17 protein-coding genes are annotated in these 22,155 nt (G+C 59.7%); 10 read left to right on the top strand and 7 right to left on the bottom strand.

All coding sequences use genetic code 11. The features are described from left to right. The first annotated feature begins 143 nt into the window (after positions 1-143). The 4 genes from glpA (at position 144) to MUG98_RS15280 (ending at position 5,697) form a co-directional block, all read left to right on the top strand. On the top strand, positions 144-1,847 hold the full coding sequence (gene glpA / locus MUG98_RS15295; protein WP_265108305.1) for an anaerobic glycerol-3-phosphate dehydrogenase subunit GlpA: 1,704 nt from the start codon (positions 144-146) through the stop codon (positions 1,845-1,847). A gap of 1 nt (position 1,848) precedes the next feature. Continuing rightward, on the top strand, positions 1,849-3,138 hold the full coding sequence (glpB, locus tag MUG98_RS15290; protein WP_265112470.1) for a glycerol-3-phosphate dehydrogenase subunit GlpB: 1,290 nt from the start codon (positions 1,849-1,851) through the stop codon (positions 3,136-3,138). Between the two features lie 82 nt (positions 3,139-3,220). After that, positions 3,221-4,537, top strand: coding sequence for an anaerobic glycerol-3-phosphate dehydrogenase subunit C (locus tag MUG98_RS15285; RefSeq protein ID WP_265108304.1), 1,317 nt, complete (start codon positions 3,221-3,223; stop codon positions 4,535-4,537). Beyond that, complete coding sequence (locus tag MUG98_RS15280) at positions 4,537-5,697, top strand: Cdc6/Cdc18 family protein (RefSeq protein ID WP_265108303.1); 1,161 nt, start codon at positions 4,537-4,539, stop codon at positions 5,695-5,697. Before MUG98_RS15285 ends, MUG98_RS15280 begins: the two co-directional genes overlap by 1 nt. Positions 5,698-5,809: 112 nt before the next feature. Here the strand turns inward: MUG98_RS15280 and MUG98_RS15275 are convergent, their stop codons facing one another. Both MUG98_RS15275 and MUG98_RS15270 read right to left on the bottom strand, forming a co-directional pair. Then, complete coding sequence (locus MUG98_RS15275) at positions 5,810-6,736, bottom strand: DUF368 domain-containing protein (protein WP_265108302.1); 927 nt, start codon at positions 6,734-6,736, stop codon at positions 5,810-5,812. A gap of 261 nt (positions 6,737-6,997) precedes the next feature. Then, positions 6,998-10,012, bottom strand: coding sequence for an oligosaccharyl transferase, archaeosortase A system-associated (locus tag MUG98_RS15270; protein ID WP_265108301.1), 3,015 nt, complete (start codon positions 10,010-10,012; stop codon positions 6,998-7,000). 182 nt (positions 10,013-10,194) lie between these two features. On the opposite strand from MUG98_RS15270, the gene aglG reads away from it, so the two are divergent. Beyond that, a complete protein-coding gene (gene aglG / locus MUG98_RS15265; protein WP_265108300.1) occupies positions 10,195-11,157 on the top strand; it encodes a glucosyl-dolichyl phosphate glucuronosyltransferase in 963 nt (320 codons plus the stop codon). Positions 11,158-11,421: 264 nt separating this feature from the next. On the opposite strand, the gene MUG98_RS15260 is transcribed toward aglG, so the two are convergent. Beyond that, positions 11,422-12,600 carry a glycosyltransferase gene (locus tag MUG98_RS15260; RefSeq protein ID WP_265108299.1) on the bottom strand — a complete coding sequence of 393 codons (1,179 nt, stop codon included), beginning with the start codon at positions 12,598-12,600 and terminating at the stop codon, positions 11,422-11,424. A gap of 251 nt (positions 12,601-12,851) precedes the next feature. Continuing rightward, the gene (locus MUG98_RS15255; RefSeq protein ID WP_265108298.1) at positions 12,852-13,079 is read right to left on the bottom strand and encodes a hypothetical protein; all 228 of its coding nucleotides are present in this window, start codon (positions 13,077-13,079) and stop codon (positions 12,852-12,854) included. 137 nt (positions 13,080-13,216) lie between these two features. Here MUG98_RS15255 and MUG98_RS15250 point away from each other — a divergent pair, with 137 nt between their 5' ends. The 3 genes from MUG98_RS15250 (at position 13,217) to MUG98_RS15240 (ending at position 16,110) form a co-directional block, all read left to right on the top strand. Next, positions 13,217-14,629 (top strand): oligosaccharide flippase family protein, encoded by a 1,413-nt coding sequence (locus MUG98_RS15250; RefSeq protein ID WP_265112469.1) that lies wholly within the window; start codon positions 13,217-13,219, stop codon positions 14,627-14,629. Between the two features lie 274 nt (positions 14,630-14,903). Next, positions 14,904-15,674, top strand: coding sequence for a glycosyltransferase (locus MUG98_RS15245; protein ID WP_265108297.1), 771 nt, complete (start codon positions 14,904-14,906; stop codon positions 15,672-15,674). Next, on the top strand, positions 15,664-16,110 hold the full coding sequence (locus MUG98_RS15240) for a GtrA family protein (protein ID WP_265108296.1): 447 nt from the start codon (positions 15,664-15,666) through the stop codon (positions 16,108-16,110). Before MUG98_RS15245 ends, MUG98_RS15240 begins: the two co-directional genes overlap by 11 nt. Here MUG98_RS15240 and MUG98_RS15235 read toward each other — a convergent pair. Both MUG98_RS15235 and MUG98_RS15230 read right to left on the bottom strand, forming a co-directional pair. Beyond that, positions 16,107-17,345 carry a glycosyltransferase family 87 protein gene (locus tag MUG98_RS15235; protein WP_265108295.1) on the bottom strand — a complete coding sequence of 413 codons (1,239 nt, stop codon included), beginning with the start codon at positions 17,343-17,345 and terminating at the stop codon, positions 16,107-16,109. The two genes, MUG98_RS15240 and MUG98_RS15235, sit on opposite strands and share 4 nt — an antisense overlap. Before the next feature lie 413 nt (positions 17,346-17,758). Continuing rightward, positions 17,759-19,189 carry a sulfatase-like hydrolase/transferase gene (locus tag MUG98_RS15230; RefSeq protein WP_265108294.1) on the bottom strand — a complete coding sequence of 477 codons (1,431 nt, stop codon included), beginning with the start codon at positions 19,187-19,189 and terminating at the stop codon, positions 17,759-17,761. A gap of 157 nt (positions 19,190-19,346) precedes the next feature. Between MUG98_RS15230 and MUG98_RS15225 the strand changes: the two genes are divergently transcribed. Beyond that, positions 19,347-20,252, top strand: coding sequence for a glycosyltransferase family 2 protein (locus MUG98_RS15225; protein ID WP_265108293.1), 906 nt, complete (start codon positions 19,347-19,349; stop codon positions 20,250-20,252). 69 nt (positions 20,253-20,321) lie between these two features. On the opposite strand, the gene MUG98_RS15220 is transcribed toward MUG98_RS15225, so the two are convergent. Continuing rightward, positions 20,322-20,519 carry a hypothetical protein gene (locus MUG98_RS15220; RefSeq protein WP_265108292.1) on the bottom strand — a complete coding sequence of 66 codons (198 nt, stop codon included), beginning with the start codon at positions 20,517-20,519 and terminating at the stop codon, positions 20,322-20,324. A gap of 240 nt (positions 20,520-20,759) precedes the next feature. Here MUG98_RS15220 and MUG98_RS15215 point away from each other — a divergent pair, with 240 nt between their 5' ends. Continuing rightward, on the top strand, positions 20,760-22,145 hold the full coding sequence (locus tag MUG98_RS15215) for a sulfatase-like hydrolase/transferase (RefSeq protein WP_265108291.1): 1,386 nt from the start codon (positions 20,760-20,762) through the stop codon (positions 22,143-22,145). The last annotated feature ends 10 nt before the right edge of the window (positions 22,146-22,155 follow it).

The raw sequence follows: 22,155 nt of genomic DNA, 5'->3' as shown, positions 1-22,155 counted from the left end.
TAATCACGCGTTCCAGAATTTGTCGTATCGCAACCCGGGAGTTTCTGTTGGAACGGACTGGTCGCAATACCTGCAATTCGTTATGGGTGTTGGGCAAGCGCCGATAAAATAAAGACGGAGGCGTCCTAGATGGGAATGAAGGGATGGCACACGACACCGAGGTCCTCGTTCTCGGCGGGGGGTCCACGGGCTGTGGTATCGCCAGGGATCTGGCGATGCGCGGGCTCGAGGTGACCCTCGTCGAACGAGGCAATCTGACCGACGGGACGACTGGCCGGATGCACGGCCTCCTGCACAGCGGTGGCCGGTACGCCGTCTCCGACCAGGCCAGTGCGACGGAGTGCATCGAGGAAAACGAGGTCCTGCGGGAGATCGCCGGCCACTGCGTCGAGATGACCGGTGGCCTGTTCGTCCAGCGACCCGAGGACCCGGACGACTACTTCCGAGAGAAACTCGAGGGGTGTCGGGAGTGTAACATTCCCGCACGCGTGCTCTCGGGACGGGAAGCCCGCGAGGTCGAACCGTACCTCGCGAAGGACGTCAAGCGGGCGATCGAGGTCCCGGACGGCGCGGTCGATCCGTTCCGGCTCTGCGTCGCGAACGCGATCGACGCCGAGAACCACGGCGCACGCATCGAGACCCACGCCGAAGTGGTCGACCTGCTTCGCGACGGCGACGACATCTACGGCGTGAAAGTGCGCCACGACTCCGGGCCGGGCAAGCGCACGCATGGGGCCTCCGGCACAACCGAGGAGATCACCGCCGACTACGTCGTCAACGCGACGGGCGCGTGGGCGGGCCAGATCGGCGCGATGGCGAACCTCGACGTCGAGGTCCGGCCCTCCAAGGGCGTCATGACGATCATGAACGTCCGGCAGGTCGACACCGTGATCAACCGCTGTCGGCCGAAAGGCGACGCCGACATCGTCGTCCCCCACGAGACGACCGCCATCCTCGGGACGACCGACGAGGAGGTCGACGACCCGGACGACTACCCCGAGGAGGAGTGGGAGGTCGACCACATGATCGACACCCTCTCGGAACTCGTCCCGATCCTGCAGGAGGCACGGACGATCCGCTCGTTCTGGGGCGTCCGGCCGCTGTACGAGCCGCCGGGGACGGGGACCGACGATCCGACGGACATCACGCGGGACTTCTTCCTGCTCGATCACGACGAGCGCGACGGCGTCGCGGGGATGTCCAGCATCGTCGGCGGGAAGTTCACCACCTACCGGATGATGGCCGAGCAAATTTCCGACCACGTCTGCGACAAACTCGGCGTTACCGCGTCGTGTGCCACCGCCGAGGAACCACTGCCCGGCAGCGAGAACATTTCGGTGCTCGAGGACGGGATGGACGACTTCGGGCTCCGATCGCCGATCGCTCGGCGCAGCAAACAGCGGCTGGGAAGCCGCGCGGCGGACGTGCTCGATACCGACGCGGCGAACCCGGTAATCTGCCAGTGTGAGGGCGTCACGAGGGCGGAGATCCAGGACGCGATTTCCCAGTCCGGCTCCGACCTCAACGCGGTCCGCATTCGGACGCGCGCCTCGATGGGGAACTGCCAGGGCGGCTTCTGCTGTCAGAACATGGCCAACGAACTCCACCCCGAGTACGACGAGCCGACGGTCAGGGCGGCGCTCGACGAACTCTTCCAGGAACGCTGGAAGGGGGAGCGCCACGCCCTCTGGGGCGAACAGCTCTCCCAGGCGATGCTCAACTACGCGCTGCACGCGACGACGATGAACCGCGACAACGATCCGGCCAGCGCCGCCGACCCGATCGGGTACGAGGCGTTCGACGGTGGCCGAACCCGGACGGAACCGCGAACCGACGGAGGGCAGTGAGATGGCGATCGAAGACGACGTCCTCGTGATCGGCGGCGGCATCGCGGGCGCGACGGCGGCGCTGGCCGCGGCCGAACGCGACGCCCGGGTGCGGCTGGTCACGTACAAGCAGAGTACCCTCCGCCACGCCAGCGGTCTGATCGATATTCTCGGCTACACGCCGGCGGGTGACGGGCCGCTGATCGATCCGTTCGACGCGCTCGAAGACCTCCCCGAGGGCCATCCCTACGAACGCGTCGGGGCGGAGACGGTCCGGGACGCGCTGTCGTTCTTCGACGACGTCGCGGGTGACGCGTACGCCGGCGAGCACACGGACGCGAACGCACTCGTCCCGACCCACGGCGGCACCGTCAAACCGACCGCACGCTACCCCGCTTCGACCGCCGCCGGACTGGCGAGCGATCCGCGGGACGCGCTGCTGGTCGGGTTCGAGACGCTCCCGGACTTCGAGGCACCGCTCGCCGCGGCCCACCTCGAGGCTGCGGGCGCGCCGTTCGAGACCCGTGGCGTGACCCTCTCGTTCCCCGGCATCGTCCGCGACGACGCGAAGGTGACCCGGTACGCCCACCTGCTCGACCAGGACGAGACGGTCGAGACGGCCGCCGGGACGACGACCGCCCGCGAGGCGCTCGCAGAGCGGGTTCGTTCACAGCTCGACGACGAGCCGCGGGTCGGCTTCCCCGCCGTTCTCGGCGACGAACGCGCCGACGAGGTCCGGGCCGACCTCGCGGACGCGATCGGCGTCGACGTGTTCGAGGTCCCGATGGGGCCGCCGAGCCTCCCGGGGATGCGCCTCGAGGATCTGCTGTACGACGCGCTCGAGGCGGCCGGCGTGGCCGTCACGTCGGGCGTGCCCGTGATCGACTACGAGACGAACGGCGACGCCGATCGGATCGACCGCGTCGTCGTCGACCGACACGGCGCGGAGATTCCCCACCGGGCCGACCAGTACGTGCTCGCGACGGGCGGTCTCGTCGGCAAGGGCGTCCGATCGGAGCGGGACCGGGTGTTCGAACCGATCTTCGACTGCCACGTGTCCCACGCCGAGGACCGCTACGACTGGTTCGTCGACGACGTCTTCGGCGACCAGCCCTACGCACGGTTCGGACTCGCTCCCGACCGGGAGCTTCGACCGCTCGACGCGACCGACGACCCCGAGTTCGCGAACCTGCGCGCGGCGGGCGCGGTGCTCGGCGGCTACGACTTCGCCGCGGAGAAGTCCGGTGCCGGCGTCTCGCTCGCGACGGGCTACGCGGCCGGCCGGCGCGCCGGCGAGGAGTGCGGTGACTGACGATGATCGAGACAACTGTGATGACTGACGAGACGACCGACCCGATCGATCGACGACCCGATCGACTGACCCAGGTGATTCGATGAGCGACGCAGAACAGCCGACCGACGACCACGTACCGGGCGACGACGAGTTCGAACCGATCCAGGTGTTTCCCCAGGCCGAAGACATGGACCTGCGGCCGGGGGCGGACAACTGTTACAAGTGCTCGACCTGCGACACGAACTGTCCGGTCGCCGAGGTCGACGACGAGTTCCCGGGGCCGAAGTTCCAGGGGCCCGAGCAGTGGCGGCTCAAGCGCCAGGACGACCACGACATCGACGATTCGGTGATGAAGTGTTCGAACTGCATGCGCTGTGACAGCGCCTGTCCCTCGGAGGTGCCCCTTTCGCAGATGCACAACACGGCCCGGGGCGAGTACGTCGACGAGCAGATGAGCACAATCTCCCGCGAGTACCTGCGAAACCGGATGCTCGCGAACTACCGCAAACTCGCCCCGCTGGCGGCGACGTTCCCGCGCACGGCGAACTTCGTGATGGGGCTCTCCGCCACCAAGTGGATGGGCGAGAAACTGCTCGGGATCACGAGCGAGCGGGAGTTCCCCGACTTCGCGACGGAGACGTTCCGGGAGTGGTGGACGAAGCGGGGTGGGGCACAGGTCGAGAGCGAGGAGAAACGCATCGCCTACTTCCACGGCTGTTACTCGAACTACAACACCCCGGAGGTCGCGAAGGCGCTCGTGCGCGTCTACGAGCACTTCGGCTACGAGATCATGGTGCCCGAACAGTCCTGCTCCGGGACGCCGATGTTCGCGAACGGGATGTTAGACGACGCCCGCCGTGCGGCCGAGACGAACGTCCGCGAACTCGGGGCCGCGATCGCGGACGGGGCCGATATCGTCGCCTCCTGTAGCTCCTGTTCGATGTCGCTCCGCCAGGAGTACCCCGAACTGTTCGATTTCGCGGGGACCGAAACCGTCGCCGAGAACACGTGGGACGCCGTCGAGTTCCTCCGCGTTCACGAGGACCTCGAGGGGGCACTCGAGGGGACGTCCGTCGAGGACAGCAACTTCGCCTACCACGCCCCGTGTCACTCGCGCAATCAGGGACTCGACGGCCAGACGATCGAGATAATGGACCGCATCGACGGCGTCGAGGCCGAGGACGTCGGCGATTCCTGTTCCGGCATCTCCGGCACCTACGGCTGGAAGGCGGAGAAATACGAAACCTCCATGAAAATCGGCGAGGAAATGTTCGATCACATGGAAGACGCCGACGCCGAGACCGGCCTCACCGAGTGCCCGACCTGCTCGATGCAGATGGAACACGGCACGGGCTACGAGATCACGCACACGCTCGAAGTCCTCGAAGACGCACTCGTCGGAGCTAGGTCGGAGTAATGAATCTGCAGGAACGGATCGCTCGACGACGCTCTGCACACCAGGGCCAAGACGTCGTCGTCGATCGGGACCACCTCAGTCCGGTCGTCCATCGATCGGAACCGGTCGGGCGCGGCCCCGTTCTCGAGCAGTTACTGGACGAACTCGAACCGGTGTTCGACGGTGATCTTCCGCCTCCGGTCGCGGTGGTCGGCCCGGCGGGTGCCGGCACGTCCGCGATCGTGACCGCACTCTTCGACGCGATGAACGATCGACTCGGCGAATCGTCGCGCACGATCGGCACGACGACGCGGGCCGGTAGTCTCGGTCCGGTGACGTGGTTCGTCTACGTCGACGCCCGCCGCGTCGACAGCCCCTTCGCTTTCTACCGGGCCGTCCTCTCGGTCGTCTCGAGCGACACCGTCCCCGAGAGCGGCGTCGGAACCGACGACCTCCGTGAGCGGCTCTGTGAGCGACTCTCCCGGCCCGATCGGCGAGCGATCGTCGCGATCGACCACCACGACGAACCGGAGACGCTCACCTACGATCGGGTCCGGGAACTCCTCGAACCGGCGGCCGAGAGCGTCTCGACGCTCGCGGTCGGCCAGGCCGAACCCGACGACTGGCGGGGTCCGACCGTCGCGGTGCCGGCCTACCGACACCACGAACTGGTCGACGTCGTCACCGATCGGGCGTCGACGGGACTGGCCGCGGGCGCGCTCGATCACGAGTCGGTCCGCGACCTGGCCGTCTGGGCCGACGGAAACGCCCACGACGCGCTCGCGGCGCTGTTCGGTGCCGCGGTGGTCGCGAGCGAGGAAGCAAGCGACCGGATCGAACACCGCCACCTCGAGACGGCGAAGGCCGACGTCCCCGAGGACGGGGTTCACGTCGATCGGGCACTCGCGCTCTCGGAGACGCGCCAGCGGGTCCTGCTCGATCTCATCTCGGTCGAGACGGCCCAGCGGCCGATCCGCGAGGTCGCGGCCCAGATCGCCGACCGGTCGTCGCTGACGGCCGGCACCGTCAAACGGTTTCTCTACGAACTCGCCGATCGCGGCGTGATCGAGCGCGTGCCGCTCCCCTCGAGCGGCAGCGGTCGCCGCCCCAGTACGGTCGAACCGCGGTTTCCGACGATCGCGTTCCGATCGCTCGGGCCGTCCGACGATCCGGCGCCGTGACCGACGCCGATCGAACCGTTGTGTGAGGACGAACCGTTCGAGTACAGGAATCCCGTTCCCGACGAGATTCTATCCGAATGTTACGCGGTATCCGGACGAGCTACGGGTGGTTCTAGTACTCCAGATCGTCCGTGTACCGATCGACGACCAGCACGGCGACGGCCCCGACGAGCGCGGCGAGCACTGCGATCGCCGGCGAGTTCGTCGTCCCGTCGCCGAGTGCGCCGTACACTTTCGCGACGGGAAGCCGAAGCGCGCCGACCATCAGGCTCACGAGGAAGGCGAGCGTCGCGGCCCGGAACCGATCGAGCGCGCGACTGACCGCGTGGGCCATCGTGAACAGGCCGATCGCGGCCCCGACGCCGAAGATCACGACGATCGTCCCGGCCTCTACCACCGGTGCCAGCGAGCCCCCGTTTGCCAGGCCGACGATCCCGTCGACGAACCGGCTGAGCGTCCCGATCATGTACTCGTACTGGCCGAGCACCAGTAGGAAGAACGAACCCGAGACGCCCGGCAGCACCATCGCACAGATCGCGATCGCGCCGGCGAGAAAGATCATCGGTACCCCGTGGGGCGCATCGCCCGCCGTAACGCCCGTCACGGCCGCCGCGATCGCGATGCCGGCGATCGAGACGGCCACTCGCGGGACGGTCCAGGTCCCGACCTGGCCGTAGAGGACGATCGCGGACGCGGCGATCAGCCCGAAGAAGAAGCCGTACGTCGGGACCGGATACACCGTCACCGCCTCGTGCATGAGCTGCGAGAGCACCACGATCGCCGTCGCGATACCCAGTCCCAGCACGAGCAGGAACGGCAGGTCCATCCGGTCGATTGCAGCGAGCAACTCCGCCCGGCCCTCCGAATCGTGGACGCGAAGGACCGGCTCGAACGCACGGGGATCGATCGCCGTGACCGCGGCGATCAGTCGATCGTAGATGCCGACGATGAGCGCGATCGTCGCCCCGGAGACGCCCGGGACGACGTCCGCGGACCCCATCGAGAAACCCTTGAGGTAGACGGCGAGAAGTTCCCGCATCGCTCGTGGGTATTCCGAATGCCGGTAAAAGCTTTCTTACTTTCGGACTACCGTGTGACCGACTCCCAGCGAGTCCGATCGCGGACCCGATCGGCCGGAACCCCGCGTCGGTGATCGAAGCCCAGTCGACGGGGTCGTGAGTCAGCCCGCGAAGCTGTCGTCAGGCCCGGAACCGGGAAACAGGAGGCGGAAAACGGGAAGGGGAAACACGAAGCGGGAAACGGAGAGCGGGAAATGGAAGCGGGAAACGGAAAACGCGGGTCAGAACGCGGGTTCGGCAGCGATCGGTGCGATCGCCTCGGTCGTCTCGTTGCCCGCCGTCTCGTTATCCCCCGTCTCGTTGCCCGCGGTTCCCTCGTCGCCGGTGCCGGTGCCGGCGTCGGTCTCGTTTCCGGTATCGGTTTCGTTGCCGGGGTCGACCTCCTCGAACTCGACGCTCTCTACGTCGACGTCGATCGTCTCACCGTCGACCACTGCCGTCTCGGGGACCTCCGTCTGTCCCTCGTACTGCACCCCGGTCGCGTTCCGGTCCGGGTGTGGGCCCACGACGGAGACGTTGTACGCGCCGAGCGTCTCGACGCTGCTGTTCGTGTAGCCGTCCTCGACGCCGAGTTCGTCGTCGGTCGCGTACGGGACGGTCAGTTCGAAGCTCCCGTCCTCCTGGACCGTCGCCGTCTGCTCGTAGGTGAACGCGTCCAGCTTGGTTCCGGGTTCGACCTGGACCGACGCGGTGACGGTCGCGTTCCCGTCCCGGAGGTGCTCGTCCTCGACGGTTCCAGTGAGCGTGGCACCCTCGACGCGTTCGTAGGTCTTAATTGCGGCCCCCTGACGCACGTCGAAGATCTGGAGTTGGAGCTGTGGGATCTGCTGGAGGACGCTGTACTGTTGCTGGATCCGCTGTGGACCTCCCCGCTGGTTCATGTAGATCTGGGGTTCCCACGCGGTGTCGGACGGGGCATCTACCTCGCCCTCTCCTTGCTGCTGGACCATGCGATCGATCACGGTCCCGAGGTCCTCCGTCAGGACGTTGCCGGTCTGGGTGTTGACGATCGCGTAACTCGTGAACGCCATCACGTACTCGTCGTTCTCGTGGACGAGCCGGTAGTGTTCCATCCCGCTGGCGTCGTCGAAGTACAGCCGGGACTGCATCGTGTCGTGGTACGGCGCGTCGGTGGACGCGTTCCGGAGCGCCGACACCGGGATCGTATCGCCCTCCTCGTAGCCGTCGGGCGTCACGTAGTGGCTCCGGTCGGGGCCGGTCCACCGGGTGATCGCGCTGAACTTGCCCCCGACCATCTGGTCGTCGATCATCACGTAGCGGATCTCTTCGTCGCTCTGGTCGGACTCGGCGACGATCGATTCGAGTTCATCGTTGGATTGCTCGTTGACGTTGGCGCCGGTGGCGATCGCGTCGAGAATCAGTTCGCCGCGTTCCTCGGACTGGGCGGTGAGGTACGCCGACGAGGAGCGGGCGTTCTGCTGGAACGGGTTCGAGTGGGGGATCCGTTCGCCCTGGGTCGTTATCAGGTGGCCGTAGTCCCACCACGACATCACGCCGTAGGTTCCCTCGGGGTAGTCGTAGTCACCGTTCGCGGGATCGTAGGTGCCGTAGTAGTCGAGCTTGTCGGCGTTTTCGGCGTCGCCGTAGTTCCCCGGCTCGGGGGTGTTCTCCTCGAGCCAGTGGTTCGACTCCTCCCAGACCATGGCGTCGCCGTGTGGTCCCACGCCGTCGCCACGCTCCATTACGGTGGCGCTGGCGAGCGGTGGGAGCAACGGTGCGAACAGCAGCAGGACGATCATGAACAGGACGATGACCTGGTAGGTCTCGATCTGCCGGAGCCTCCGGACGCCGCCCTGGACGTCCAGGTTGAAGATCCGAACGACGTCCGCGACGAACACGGCGTTGACGACGGCCACCGCGAGCACGAGGTAGTACGCGAAGCGGATCTGGGTCGCGGTCATGCTGATCAGGAACAGCGACCAGACGAGGACGAGCGTGTACTCCGCGCGGAACTCGCGGCCGAGGAACGGCCGAGCGACGAGCAATGCGAGCCCGATGAGCATCGTGTAGAAGGCCGTGCCGAACTCGCTTACCGCGTACTCCGAGAGGAAGTTGTCCGGCGGCTGTGCCTCCTGAATGGTGAGGTCAGTGGCCGCGTTTCCGAACGGTAGCATGCGCCGCGTCGCGTTACCCACGATCGTGTCGAATAGCCCGGGGAGGGCGAGCCACATCACCAGGAACGTCGCGGCGATGAGACCCGCGATGGCGGCGGGATAGTACCGTCGCTCGAGGCCGCGATCGTTCCACTGGCGGGCGAGCCAGGCCATGAAGACACAGCCGACAGCCACGAGCAGGGCGAAAAGCGGTTGGAGGTAGCCGAAACTCGTCGTTCCCATGCTCGCCCGCTCGAACAGCACTGTCGTCACGATGGTCGTGACGCCGAGGCTCACGGCGCCGACGAAGGCGACGTGATCCGGGGAGACGCCGCGGAGGTAGTCGAGACAGAGCTGGACGGCGAAGAAGACGCCGAATATGCCGACGAGTACGACCGCCGACGGCCAGACCCAGATGTACAGGCCGAGCGCGAGTCCGGCGAGGCCGCTGTACAGGGCCGGAGCGCGGAGGGCGTCCCAGTCCCTGTCGACGACGAGTTCGTAGATCGGTTTCTCCTCCTCCGCCACGCGAAGCGCGGCCATCATCGCGACGACCGCGATCGCCATGAACAGGACTTCGCCGACGTGGTGGTCGAGTTGGCCGACCGTCGATCGGACGAAGAACTGACCGGGTGCGAGCGCGAGCACGATCACGGAGACGATGCCGCCGATCGTGCCGCCGAGTCGCCGGCCCGCGTAGAAGACGGGGATGGCGACGAGCGCGGCCATGATCGGAATGGCGAGCAGGGAGACCGCGTAGAGCGTCTCGGCCGACGGATCTCCGAGGCCGACGATCATCGCCAGGGTGACGATCAGTTGATCGAACAGCGTCCCGAACTGACCGACGTAGGTGCCAGTCGGGAATCCGGTCCATACCTCGTACGGCATCGTGTGCGGATAGTTCTCGGCCGTCCACTGGATCGTGCGCCAGTGGTACCACGAGTCGACGCCCGCGAGGGCGGGCGTCCCGTCGTCGGTGACGAACTCGCTGTAAGATTGTGTCCGCGCCCAGAACATGAACAGCATCACGACCCCGATTACGGGGAGATGATACCAGTCCCGCCACGTTTCGAGGATGGACGTCTCGGCTCCTTCCTCGACGCGTTCAGTGTCGGTACTCATTGAATTGCACCAGACCGAACCCAAGAATAAGTCTTTTTATATACTCGTGGTGGGTTGATATCCGGGCCCCAAACCGATCGTCCGCGCTGATCTGTCTCACGTAGCTGACGTCGACTCCCTCGAATAAGTCGTGATCGATTGAACGAAAAAGCTTATTCAGTATTCCCTACAATCACTCGGCGATGAAGGTCTCCGTCGTCATCTGTACGTACGCGATGGACCGCTACGACGTCTTCTCCGAGTGTGTCGATAGCGTTCTCGACCAGACCTACGAGCCGCTGGAAGTCGTTATCGTCGTCGACGGGAACGAGGACGTCTTCGATCGCGTTCGCGACGACTACGGCGATCTCGAGGACGTCGTTCTCCGCTGCAACGACGAGAATCAGGGGATTTCGTACAGTCGGACCCGCGGAGCCGAAATCGCGACCGGGGAGGTCGTGGCGTTCATCGACGACGACGCCGTTGCGGAACCCGACTGGGTGGACGAACTCGCTCGCGTGTACGACGAGACCGACGCGATCGCAGTCGGCGGCCACGCGAAACCTGACTGGGTGACCGAGAAACCGGATTTCTTCCCCGAAGAGTTCTACTGGCTCGTCGGCTGCGACGAACGCGGGATGGGCGAGCACATGGAAGAGTTGCGGAATACGTACGGCTCCAATATCTCGTTCCGGCGGGACGTCTTTCTCGGCGTGGGCGGGTACGACGAGAACACGGGCCGGAAGGGCGATCGGCACATCCAGGCCCACGAGGCGCCCGTCTGTATCCGGATGGCCAACGAGTACGGGCAGGGCGTGATCTACAACAAGGAGGCCGTCGTGAATCACAAGCTGTTCGACTATCGCGGGGACTTCCGGTGGCTGGTGTTTCGATCGTTCTGGCAGGGCTACTCGAAGCGAATTATGGATCTGCTCCTGCCGGAGGCGAAAGGCGACAAGAACGAGTACCTGAAACAGCTCATGCTCGAGTTCGTCCCGATGCGACTGAAAGAGTTCGTCCGGCGACCGTCGGTGCCGAAGGTCAAACAGCTGGTGACCATCTTCGTTTTCACTGCCGCGGTCGGCTTCGGGTACCTGTACGGGTTGGTCCAGTCGGACGACGCGCTCGTTCGGGACGAACCGAGCGAAGAGCCGACGGCCGCGTGAGTCAGTCGTCGGACTCGAGTTGCGGTATTCTTCCTGGCGAATCGTCGTCGGCAGATCGTATCGACTCGAGGTATTCGCGGTAGTAGCCGAGCCCGCGAACGGCAGTAAGGATTCTCGAGAACGCACCGAAGGTGAGGCGATCGCGTATCTCAAGGTCGGGGTCTTGACGCCGCTCGGCCGCGATAAAATGCACGGCATACTATTGGTAGTATATGCGCTCCTCTGCTGCAAACCAGTCCATGTTTTCTAAACGGAGTCCGGAGATCACGACGAATTATACTCGTTGTACCACCTTGGTGTGGTATCTGCCCGTGAAATAGCTTCAGCAACGACTTCTCGGATACCTTCGTGGAACTCGTCTACCGAAAATCGTTCGGCGAACGATGTGATTTCCGTCTCCGACCACTGCACGCCCTCTGTTTCGAACCGATGAACAGTGTCTTCCAATGATGGACCAGAGGAATCCGAACGTGTGTGTTTGTATCCGTTTTTTCCTTGGATAACCTGATATTGCGTCATTCCTTCGTCAACGCCCAGCAACGGCGTTCCCGCCGCTAATGCTTCGACGGGTGCGATACCGAAATCCTCGTCTCGACCATTGAACACGAATGCCTTCGCACCAGAAAGAAGGCGACGTTTCTCGTCTTCATCGACAAATCCGAGGAACTCGATGTTGTCCCGAGCGAGTCCCTCTAACCGTTCTCGCTCAGGACCATCACCAGCAATGAGCAATCGCTCGTCCAGTTCATTGAACGTCTTGACGATACCGTCGATATCTTTGTGCCAGTCGAGGCGCGAGAGTGTCACGTAGTAGTCTTTCGTTGGAGCATCATTCGGGGTGTAGACGTGTGTATTGACGGGCGGGTACACGACACGGATTTTCGCCTCGGGAACGCCCCAGTATCGGACTACCCGTCGCTTTACGAGTTCAGAATTCACGACGAAGAGATCCGGTTTGTGTGTATTATGGTCGAAGGCGACACGAATTGCGTAGTGGATGAGCAATCGGATTCTTTTGAGTCGCTTCGATTCAACCTCGGTGATCTGATCTGATTGGCGCCGGTTCGTGTGGTGAATGTAGGCGATCCATGTCTGCTCGTCAGGAGCCATATAAAATAGCGGTTCATTGCCGCTGGTGAGTAGCACGTCATAATCTCGAAGCGGAGACGCTATCTGCCATCCAAGTAAATGGGCTAGCTTCCGTGGAAGCCCGCCGTATTCCAGCGCGCGGTTCATCATCGTCCCGTTGATGAACTGTTCTGCGTTTATATCGTCCGGCTCGATCGATTCGTTACCCCATCCCACGTAGAACGCGGAATCGTCGAATACGCGGGCAAGTTCCCATGCGAGTCGATCCCCGCCACCATTCGCGTGCTCTCCCCAGTGAGCGATAGCGAAGTTCGAGGGGGAATCACTTGATCGATCCCCGGATTCGTCCGTCATCTCTCATGGCTCTCGATTCCAGATCCATATCGTTCACGACTTGAGAGCCCTACTATCTCAAATCGGGACTATAAACTACATTACCTCCGAGGAAACTTCGAGACGTATACTCAATCAACGCATTTTCGTGGCCTGTGGTGCGGGGTTCCTTGGATCGACTTCGCGGACCACCTCGCAAACGAGAACGAGGTAATCGCCCTTGCCGACTGCTCTCTCGGGACACCCGAGCACCTTTCGGTCGATATTGAATTTTACGAAGGTAGCGTCGATGATGAGCTGCCGACGAATGTCGACGTCGGTAGGAGACCGTCTTCGACCAGTGATGTTTCGACGAAGTCACCACCCTCACCGAGATTCACGAGCGTATTGAGGTGGGTTTCGTCGATCGTAATCACTTCGTTATCTATTGCGAGGTGGTTTGCGGGGTTCAATCCAATAAATGTCGCGTCTTCCGTGACGAGAACGCGTTGGTCGTGCATTAGGATGGGTTGTGAGAGAGGAGTAATGATAGCTTTAATCGGGGAATCGAGAAACGAGGTATTGATACGTCGGCAGTGGGAACCAGTTCGCACCCGCGAATCCCGCGTGAATACGTATGAAATACGGCCGCACGTCGATGGTGAACTTCCTGTCACAGCTCGCGATGTCGTTTTCGGGATTCGTCGCGACAATCGTTCTCACTCGTACGCTCGGCCAAGAGCGATACGGAACGTACGTGGTGGTTCTTTCGGTCCTAGCATGGGTTGCGATCGCTGGCGACCTCGGACTGGGCCCGGCCGTGAAAAAACGGGTCAGCGAAACGACAGATGGAAACTACATCGTGGCTGGCGCGATCGCACAGTTCGGGCTCTACACAGTCGTCGCCGTCTGTCTCTGGCTCTTTCGCCCACAATTGAACGAGTTCATCGGATTCGAAGCGACGTCGTTTCTCATCGTACTTCTTGCGGTGCGACTGGCGGCGAACTTCGTCCAGACCATCCTCGACGGCCAACACCTCGTACACGTTTCGAGCATTCTCACCCCGATCGAGTGGACGAGTCGAAGCCTCGTTCAAGTCTCCCTCGTGCTCTCCGGATTTGGAATTGCTGGAGCACTAACGGGCTATGTCGTCGGTGCAGTCGTCGGCTTACTCATCGGAGCGTACTTCGTCTCGGTCAGACCATCGCACCCGTCAAGACGGGACTTCGCTATGCTCAAATCCTACGCGCAGTTTTCGTGGCTCACTTCTATCAAAGGACGAACATTTCTATCGATGGACACACTCGTACTCGCGGTGTTCGTGTCGAATAGCCTCATCGCGGTCTACGAGATTGCCTGGAACCTCGCTTCGTTGTTTGCTATCTTTGGCTCCTCTATCCGGCGAACGCTGTTCCCCGAGATCAGCAAACTCTCCTCCGAGGCTGGCGTTAGTGGTGAAATCACAGGACTCCTTCGTGCAAGCCTCACCTATTCCGGGCTGTTCATCATTCCCGGTCTCGTCGGCGGTGCGGTCGTCGGCGACATCGTGTTACGGATTTACGGACAGGGGTTCCAAACCGGATACTACATTCTCCTCGTGCTGACGTTCGCGCGGTTGTTGTACGGTTATCAAGGACAGTTTCTTAATACACTCGACGCGATCGACCGCCCTGATCTTACGTTCCGTATCAATGCAGTGTTCGTCGCGGCGAATCTGGTTTTGAATGTACTCCTCACATGGCAGTTCGGCTGGTACGGGGCAGCGGCAGCGACCACGGCCTCTGCTGCGCTCGGACTAACGCTCGGCTACCATTACGCGTCGAACGTCATGAACGTCGTCGTCCCACTAAGCGAAATCGGGAAACAGTGGGCTGCTGCAGGGGTGATGGCGGCCGTCGTGTACGGACTTCGACTCCTCGTCGGAGATGCGCTGCCAGTCGTAGTGGTGCTCGTCGGTGTCGGCACAGCAGTCTACTTCGCCGTCTTGTTAGCGCTCTCCCGGGAATTTCGGACCACCGTCGCAGAGAATCTCCCCGTCAGTGTGCCACTGCTGGCCGCGGAATCTCCGTAATAATTGGGATATGAACATTCGCCTGCCTTCCGACAAAATATATGAAATCGCAATTAATGAGGGATCTGGACGCAGATCGAACTCGATGAAGCCGACGAATACACCGTCGTGAAAAACCGCGAGTAAGCCGAACCTGTGGCAGGTACGAGCCTTGAGAGTAGCTCCACTGGCCAGTGGTCAGAAGCGTTTGGCTACCCCTACGCCAAGGCACTCCTTTGTTCAGTTATACTTTAGTATTTGTCTTCAAATATAGATGCAATAGGTGATCTGAACGATGACTGATTATATTGGAGTCGTTATTCCTGCATATCAGCCGGATATCCCGACTCTCAAAACGTATATTGAACACATAGAGTCGGAAATTTCTCCTACAGTCGTCCGAATCGAAATTGACGTCCCTACTCAAGAACACATCGATCAGCTTTCTGAGATGGGTGTTGAAATCGGAGTTTCTAAACAACGACGTGGTAAAGGCGCCGCGATTATGGCCGGCTTCGACGCCCTTGGTACAGATATCTGTCTCTTTGCAGATGCTGACGGGTCGGTCCCTGCATCCTCGCTCGCCGGCATCATTCAGCCGATTACAACTGGCGAGGCCGATGTAAGTATTGGATCTCGACGACACCCATCGTCGAATATCATCACCCACCAGACAGTCCTCCGTCGGTTCCTCGGCGACGTTTTCGCTCTCGGAGCCCAATATATGCTACCTACCCAGTGCCAGGACTATCAGTGCGGTGCGAAAGCAGTGACAGCCGATGCATGGTCGTCAATCGCCCATCACTGCTATGAACCTGGCTTTGCGTGGGACCTTGAGTTTGTATCTGTTGCAGGGTCGCTCGGATACAAAATTGCGGAGGTGCCGGTCACGTGGGAAGACCATCCAGAATCGACAGTGAATCCACTAACGACCTCGGTTGAATTGGGAAGCGCCTTGATCGATGTGAAGCGCCGAACCGATGCGATCGCGACAAGTCCGCGGTATCGGGATGTGGATTCAACAGATGAATCAGACCTCATGGGGATCGGAAGCGATGGCGACTGAGTCGAAAATTGACGCGCTCGCTCAGACAACTCGGATTGGGCAGTTCGTTTCTGTTGGGGTTGTTGGTGCGGTTATTGAGACGATCATCGTCGCGATTTTGACCACATTATTCGGTGTCGGGCCGCTCATCGCGAAAGCAGCGGGTTCCGAGACGTCAATTTCGACGATGTTTGTGGTCAACGATCGGTGGACATTCGCAACCCACGGGACCAATGGATACCTTGCTACCCTTCGCCGATGGGGGAAGTCCCATATCGTCCGTATCGGTGGGCTATTTGTCGCATTTGCTGTGCTTTTTGTACTGACGAGCCTAGTCGAAATATCGCTAACGGTGGGTACTGTCGATCTCTGGCCGACAGTTGCAAATTTGATCGGAATTGGCGTGGGGATGGTACTTAATTACGTTGCAGAATCGCTGTTTACATGGCGTGTTTAAGGAGACAGATGGTGGGTCTGGTCAGTCGGTACGCGAGTCGTCTGGCTGAGTAACCGCCAAAGTGGGAGTGCAAAGAGGATCAAAGATGCCCATAAAGCGGGTGATAGTGCTGGAAGTGCTGGAAGTAATACCTCTGCGATCGCCCCTACGACGGGCAGACCCCTCGTGACATCGCCAGCTAAAAACTCTACCAGAAATGGATGAGTGGCAATCAGCGCCGCAGCACCAACCGGGATAATCGGTTGCCCACCCGATCGTTGATTTTCGAGAGCCGTCAAGACAAGTATACCCGGGACCGCTATCGAGAGGTCCAAAATGCCCGGTGATGGCGTTGCTAACGGAACTGTGAAAAGCCCGAGAGCGAGTACATATAATTCAGTTTCCCGATCCCGCTGCGCCCATGTTAGGAAGGTTGCGAGGAGCGTCGTTAGGATAACTGCGGCGTTCGCGAACAGATGATGAGGGTAAAGATAGTACCAGGGCATATACGTCGTCACTCGCCATTCATTCGGTGAGAGATGAGACTCGGTCCCCCATCCCTTTCCGTCTTGCAGGACTTCGAGATAGACGATGTGTTGGTCAAGCCCGAAAATGGACACTCCAGCGATGAGAGTGACTGACCCGACAACGAGTGCACCGAGAAGTCGTCTTGGCGACCGGAGAAGTGGGGTACCAACTGGGAGGTAGGTTGGTTTGGTTATCGCCACCAGTGTAGCAGTCCCACCGGGAATAAGGTTGTTTTCGCGATCTGTTACGAGAGAACCAGCGTAGAGACACAACGCAGCAGTAATCATGGGAGTCACCTGTCCTAAAAAGAGTGCAGAGAGAATCGGCGGGAATGTGAGTACAGCAACACCGAGAACAACTGTTTCCGGCGTGGTGAGAGATGGAAACAGCTGATTTGAGAGGTGGGCTACTGAAACAACGAGAATAAGTGCGGTGGCTGTGGCCCAGAGGATTGTCGCAACCGGATACGGAAACACAGTGAACGGAATGAACAGGATGGTGTAGATCGGTAGATAGAGCCATCGACTTCCAGTATTCGGGATACTGGAATAATCTGCGGTATACAGCGACTGTCCGTCAAGAGCGTATTCAGCTGCTTGGTAGTACACACCAAAATCGATGAAAAGCGTTGATGGACCAGATATCAGGAGTCTGAGGGCCGTTCGAACCCCCCCTAACAGAATTATGAACCCTACAACAGCAGAAATAGTGCGTCGGTTGATATTCATAAAGGAAGGGTGCTAACGGAAGGTGTTTATTTTATCGGTTGAGTCTATTCCGGGGTCCGATCTACCACGCTCACGCCGATGAGGATCACTCGCGAATGCTCCGCGGCGTAGCGAGCACCCGCGACCGGGCAATTTCACTTATGTTTTCATTCACTAATAGATAGTCAATATGAGCAATCCTGGGATCATCAGCACTGTCTGGTTGAGTCAGTTTAAGAAGTAAGCAGGTCATTAATTTTCTTGTCTAAAGATGCTCGCAGACCTGCTCAACGAGAGCTATGCGACTGATTCCGAGATTATCATAAAACATAGCATCGTGACTTCTAACGAATCCTGTGCCACCGGTGATTAAAATCGATTTCACCATCAGACTGGAGTTCAGCAGTGGAAAGCACATTGGAGTTGGGTGTGCCTTAGGACAAGTACCCCAGATCTTTCAGCTGTTCAAGTTGCGAATCGCCGAAGTGCGATTCTCGCTTTTGCTCTCCGACTGTCCATTCAATCGCCTCTCGGTCAATGACAGATCTTAGCTCCGCCATCACATCGTCACAGTGTTTCTTAACGTCTGTATCTTCGTCTGGAAGTCGATAGAGTTCGGTTCGATTCTGGTTAGAGGCCAATTTGTACTCTTCACTTCGAACTACAGTGTACGGATCTTTGAAAAAGCGTTCGGTGTCGAAAGAATTGTTATATTGTGTATATGAGGTTAGATTCGCCCGCCCTCGTTGACTGATTGCATACTTTCGACCAGTATTACGGATATCTTGTCCCTCAAATTGATCAGTCGTTACACCAGTAATTTCACCTAGAGTGTATGTTAGATCAATTTGCTGTGTCAAAGTAGTTTCGTCTGTGGTAGCGTCTGGTATCCCCGAAATGAGCATTGGAACCTCAATCAGATTGTCATGTAGAATCAAATTGTGGCCAATGAGGCCGTGTTCTCCGAAAAGTTCGCCGTGATCACCGACGACGACGACTACGAGGGAGTCCGAGACGGACCGCGCCTTCGAAATTAGGGCATCAACGGTGTCGTCCATGTGTCGGAGTGTCGCGTCATACATAGCCTCAATCGCCTCCCACTCGTTGGCGGACAAGTCAAGCCCTTCAGCCATCCTCCGTTTAATCGCTACCGAACCTCCGTAGTAGATGTCTTCCACGAGGTTGTACGCTTCTTCTGCAGAGAACGAGATCTCGTCGGTGAAGCAGTTCAAGTAGTCGGTGTTCGGGAAGTATGGGTGGTGCGGGCCGGGGATGTGCATATACGCGAAAAATTGATCAGCGTTTGCACCCGTCGAATTTAGCCACCGTTTCGCGTGGTGTTCAAGCACCTCGTTCTCTGTGGTCTTCAATTCGTGCTTGATACGTACAATGTTCGGTTTTCTGGACCGTAGAATTCTGCGCAGCCCTTCCGACCAATAGATTCTCGCATCTGACTGGAACGGTGAATAGCTTTCCGGGACAGCCTTTACAGATGTGGTATGGTCAAATCCTCTGTCAAGTCCCGTTGCTTCACTAACGTACGGATTCGGAGAAAATAGTGCAGTCTCGTAACCTATATCACTGAGTAGTTCTGGGAGCGTGTCGATAGCTGCGGGAAGTTTTTTTTCTGCACGTCCGTCCTGCCCGACGCGGTGGGTAGAAAGGTACGTCCCGGTCAGCATTGAGGCGGAAGAGGCTGGAGTCCAAAGAGACTGTGCGATTCCATTGTCAAACACCGTAGTGGCCGGCTGGCTCGCAAATCGGTCAAGAGATGGTGTCGTATCGCGTTTGTAGCCATACATGGGTGTATGATCGGCACGAACGCTCTCCAAACTCAGCCAGAGAATATCTGGTGCATTATCCATTGTGAATCTCATTTGTTATTGCTAATCAAAATAATTGCTTGGAAAACGCTGACGACTGGACTCGAATTTGATACTGGACAATTCAGTCCTCTCCACCAAACAGGCAGCGATCATCCAAAGAATCTACACGGGTGCTTGAACAAATCGATACTATCAGATGATAAGCGTCGTCATACCTGTGTACAATCAACCTGAACTCTTGACAGAGGCACTCGAGGGTGTCCGTGAACAGACTACTGAAAATCTGGAAGTAGTCGTTGTGGACGACGCGTCAGAGGTTGACCTAACTCGAGTTATTGACGGACTCGGCGACTGGGTTCGACTGGTCGAACACGAACATAACCGTGGTGCAGCCGAAGCAAGGAACACCGGTATCAAAGCCGCACACGGGGACTATATTGCATTTCTCGACGCTGACGACACCTGGGAACCCACGAAAATTGAGGAGCAACTCGACATGTTTGAACGCGGTGACGACGACCTCGGACTCGTCTATACGGGGTTCGTACAATATGAAACGGACGGCAGCGAGTGGGTCCGGTACCCCGAGGCGTCCGGCGACATTTACGTGCAGGAACTAGAACGTGACCGAGTGCATCCGACCTCCACGGTGATGGTTCGGAGGGACGTCATAGAGGACGTCGGCGGGTTTGACCCGTCGCTGCCGAGTCGACAAGACTACGACCTCTGGATTCGCATCACAGAGCACTACGAGGTCGATTACGTGGACGAAATCCTCGTTGATAAGCACGAACAACCGGACAGCATCTCGAAGGACTTCGATAGCAGAATTGAAGGAGATCTCGCTGTCTTCGAAAAGGTCAAGGAACGAGCGTCGGACTTCGGCTTCATCACCCGTAGCCGCATCTTCTCGTACCACCACCACGTTATCGGACGGGACTACGAGTCGAACGGCGACCGCTGGCAGGCATTGAAGCACCTCGGACTCGCCATCCTCCGCTATCCATTCAGACCCATCTCGTATGCAATGTTCGTCATCGCGTTGTTCGGCATCGACAGGAACGGGCGATTTTTGACGTTCGCCAAGCAGTTCCTTCGGTGATTCCCGGAGCGCGGTAGTTTTCGGCGTACTCTCGACGTGAATTTTCGACGTACCTCTGGACTCCGAGTATCAGTCGGGAGTCGCGTCCGCGTTTTCGATTCGGCGTTGGACTGCCCCGTCCATGCGATCGTGGAACGCCTGCACGGAGAACCGGTCCCGAAGGCCGCGATCTCCGGCATCCCAGTCCAGTCTGCCCGCCTCGAATCGACGAACTGTATCTTGAATGGTCGAGCCAGTTTCGTCGCGTTCGAAGGTGTAGCCATTCATCTCATCCACGATCTAGTACTGAGTCATCCACTCTTCAACACCAACAAGCGGCATGCCGGCCGCCAAGGCCTCCACGGGAGTGATTCTGAAGTCCTAACTCATTGATCTTGGTTCGTGAGCTCGGTGCTACAGGCTTCACAGAACCCTGATTTAGAGAACGTGAGCCGACGAGTCAGCGTTCCGGAGGCCGGCATCCACGTACCGATATATTCTTAACATTCATCACGAAGACCTCATCCAATGACTCGGAACGTTGTTCTACTCTGTCTTGACACTGTCCGCTACGACCACTTCGAGCGACATGCCGACGACTTACAGGCAATTGCGTCCCACTCCTTCGAAGAGTGCCGGACAGCGAGTACGTGGAGCGTTCCGAGCCACGCGAGTATGTTCACGGGCGTCTTACCCCACGAACACGGGTTCCACTCCGCCACGCCGGCGTTCAGCGATCTCGATCGCGAGGACACGTTCCTCTCGGATCTCGAGGGCTTCCGGTTCGTCGGCGTGAGCGCGAACCCATACGCGAGCCCGGTATTCGGTTTCGACAAACTCTTCGACGACTTTTATCACGTCGAATCCTCGATGCCTTACACCGAGGGCCTGTCGCCATCGAAGTTCTGGCACAAGTCTTCGACCGAGGACTGGACTCGCTACATTGAATTTCTCAAGTTGTGTGTTCAACACGACCACCCCGTGAAAAGCTTAGCAAATGGGGTCGCATCCCAGACGGAGAACCTGTTCCAGAAACTCCCAGTGGTGAAGCCCTTCGACGACGGCTGCAAGCGAATCCTGTCGCGTACACGCCGCGTACTGGACGAGTCAGAGCAGCCGATGTTCGTGTTCGTGAACATTATGGACGCCCACGGGCCGCTGACGAACGTCCGCGGCTACGATCAGTCGCTGATTGCGAAGGAACACCGCAACCGCAGTCCGGACATCGATGCGTTGGCGATGAACATGGACGGCACGTTCGACGAACACGAGGAAGACATCGCTTCCTATCGAGACCTCTACGCTGCTGCCGTGGAGTACACTACTCGACGGGTCGCCGAGTTCTGCAAGCGGGTCGACGACGACACGGCTGTTGTCGTCACGGCCGACCACGGCGAACAACTCGATGATGAAACCGGTGGGCGGCGATTCGGTCACGTTACGCCGGACATGGCGGAAACACTTCTGCACGTGCCGCTCACCGTCATCAATGCTGACCTCTCCGTGGACGAATCCAAGCCGATATCCCACTTGGACCTCGGGAACCTCGTCACGGCAATCGCTACTGAGACCGAGTTCGAGAAACGCCAGCCACTCACCGCAGAAGTCGCCGGCCTCGGCGTCGCACATCCTCCGAGTGACCATGAGGACTTTGACTACTGGAACCGCATGTCCCGATGCGTATACCTCGACGACGGCGCGTCAAAGTACGTCTGGAATTCGCTCGGTGTGGCGCGCCACTACGAACGTAACGGTGGCGAATACGTCCTAGAACACAAGGGCGACCCGGACCTCATCCCGGCGGACGCCACCGGACTGTTCACGAGGGATATCGGAGACATGAGAGCCGATGGGAAGACAGCGGACGTTGACGCCGCCGTCGAGTCGAAACTCGAAGAGCTGGGATACCTTTAAGTCAACTGTC

This window comes from Halosolutus halophilus, assembly GCF_022869805.1.
GTDB classification, from domain to species: domain Archaea; phylum Halobacteriota; class Halobacteria; order Halobacteriales; family Natrialbaceae; genus Halosolutus; species Halosolutus halophilus.
Note: the sequence above shows the minus strand (reverse complement) of the source record. Positions and strands in the feature narration are given on the sequence as shown.

What these genes read in the sequence shown, in the direction of transcription:
- glpA (WP_265108305.1), top strand. Translation starts at nt 144, where the DNA reads ATGGCACACGACACCGAGGTCCTCGTTCTCGGCGGGGGGTCCACGGGC.
- glpB (WP_265112470.1), top strand. Translation starts at nt 1,849, where the DNA reads ATGGCGATCGAAGACGACGTCCTCGTGATCGGCGGCGGCATCGCGGGC.
- MUG98_RS15285 (WP_265108304.1), top strand. Translation starts at nt 3,221, where the DNA reads ATGAGCGACGCAGAACAGCCGACCGACGACCACGTACCGGGCGACGAC.
- MUG98_RS15280 (WP_265108303.1), top strand. Translation starts at nt 4,537, where the DNA reads ATGAATCTGCAGGAACGGATCGCTCGACGACGCTCTGCACACCAGGGC.
- MUG98_RS15275 (WP_265108302.1), bottom strand. Translation starts at nt 6,736, where the DNA reads ATGCGGGAACTTCTCGCCGTCTACCTCAAGGGTTTCTCGATGGGGTCC.
- MUG98_RS15270 (WP_265108301.1), bottom strand. Translation starts at nt 10,012, where the DNA reads ATGAGTACCGACACTGAACGCGTCGAGGAAGGAGCCGAGACGTCCATC.
- aglG (WP_265108300.1), top strand. Translation starts at nt 10,195, where the DNA reads ATGAAGGTCTCCGTCGTCATCTGTACGTACGCGATGGACCGCTACGAC.
- MUG98_RS15260 (WP_265108299.1), bottom strand. Translation starts at nt 12,600, where the DNA reads ATGACGGACGAATCCGGGGATCGATCAAGTGATTCCCCCTCGAACTTC.
- MUG98_RS15255 (WP_265108298.1), bottom strand. Translation starts at nt 13,079, where the DNA reads ATGCACGACCAACGCGTTCTCGTCACGGAAGACGCGACATTTATTGGA.
- MUG98_RS15250 (WP_265112469.1), top strand. Translation starts at nt 13,217, where the DNA reads ATGGTGAACTTCCTGTCACAGCTCGCGATGTCGTTTTCGGGATTCGTC.
- MUG98_RS15245 (WP_265108297.1), top strand. Translation starts at nt 14,904, where the DNA reads ATGACTGATTATATTGGAGTCGTTATTCCTGCATATCAGCCGGATATC.
- MUG98_RS15240 (WP_265108296.1), top strand. Translation starts at nt 15,664, where the DNA reads ATGGCGACTGAGTCGAAAATTGACGCGCTCGCTCAGACAACTCGGATT.
- MUG98_RS15235 (WP_265108295.1), bottom strand. Translation starts at nt 17,345, where the DNA reads ATGAATATCAACCGACGCACTATTTCTGCTGTTGTAGGGTTCATAATT.
- MUG98_RS15230 (WP_265108294.1), bottom strand. Translation starts at nt 19,189, where the DNA reads ATGGATAATGCACCAGATATTCTCTGGCTGAGTTTGGAGAGCGTTCGT.
- MUG98_RS15225 (WP_265108293.1), top strand. Translation starts at nt 19,347, where the DNA reads ATGATAAGCGTCGTCATACCTGTGTACAATCAACCTGAACTCTTGACA.
- MUG98_RS15220 (WP_265108292.1), bottom strand. Translation starts at nt 20,519, where the DNA reads ATGAATGGCTACACCTTCGAACGCGACGAAACTGGCTCGACCATTCAA.
- MUG98_RS15215 (WP_265108291.1), top strand. Translation starts at nt 20,760, where the DNA reads ATGACTCGGAACGTTGTTCTACTCTGTCTTGACACTGTCCGCTACGAC.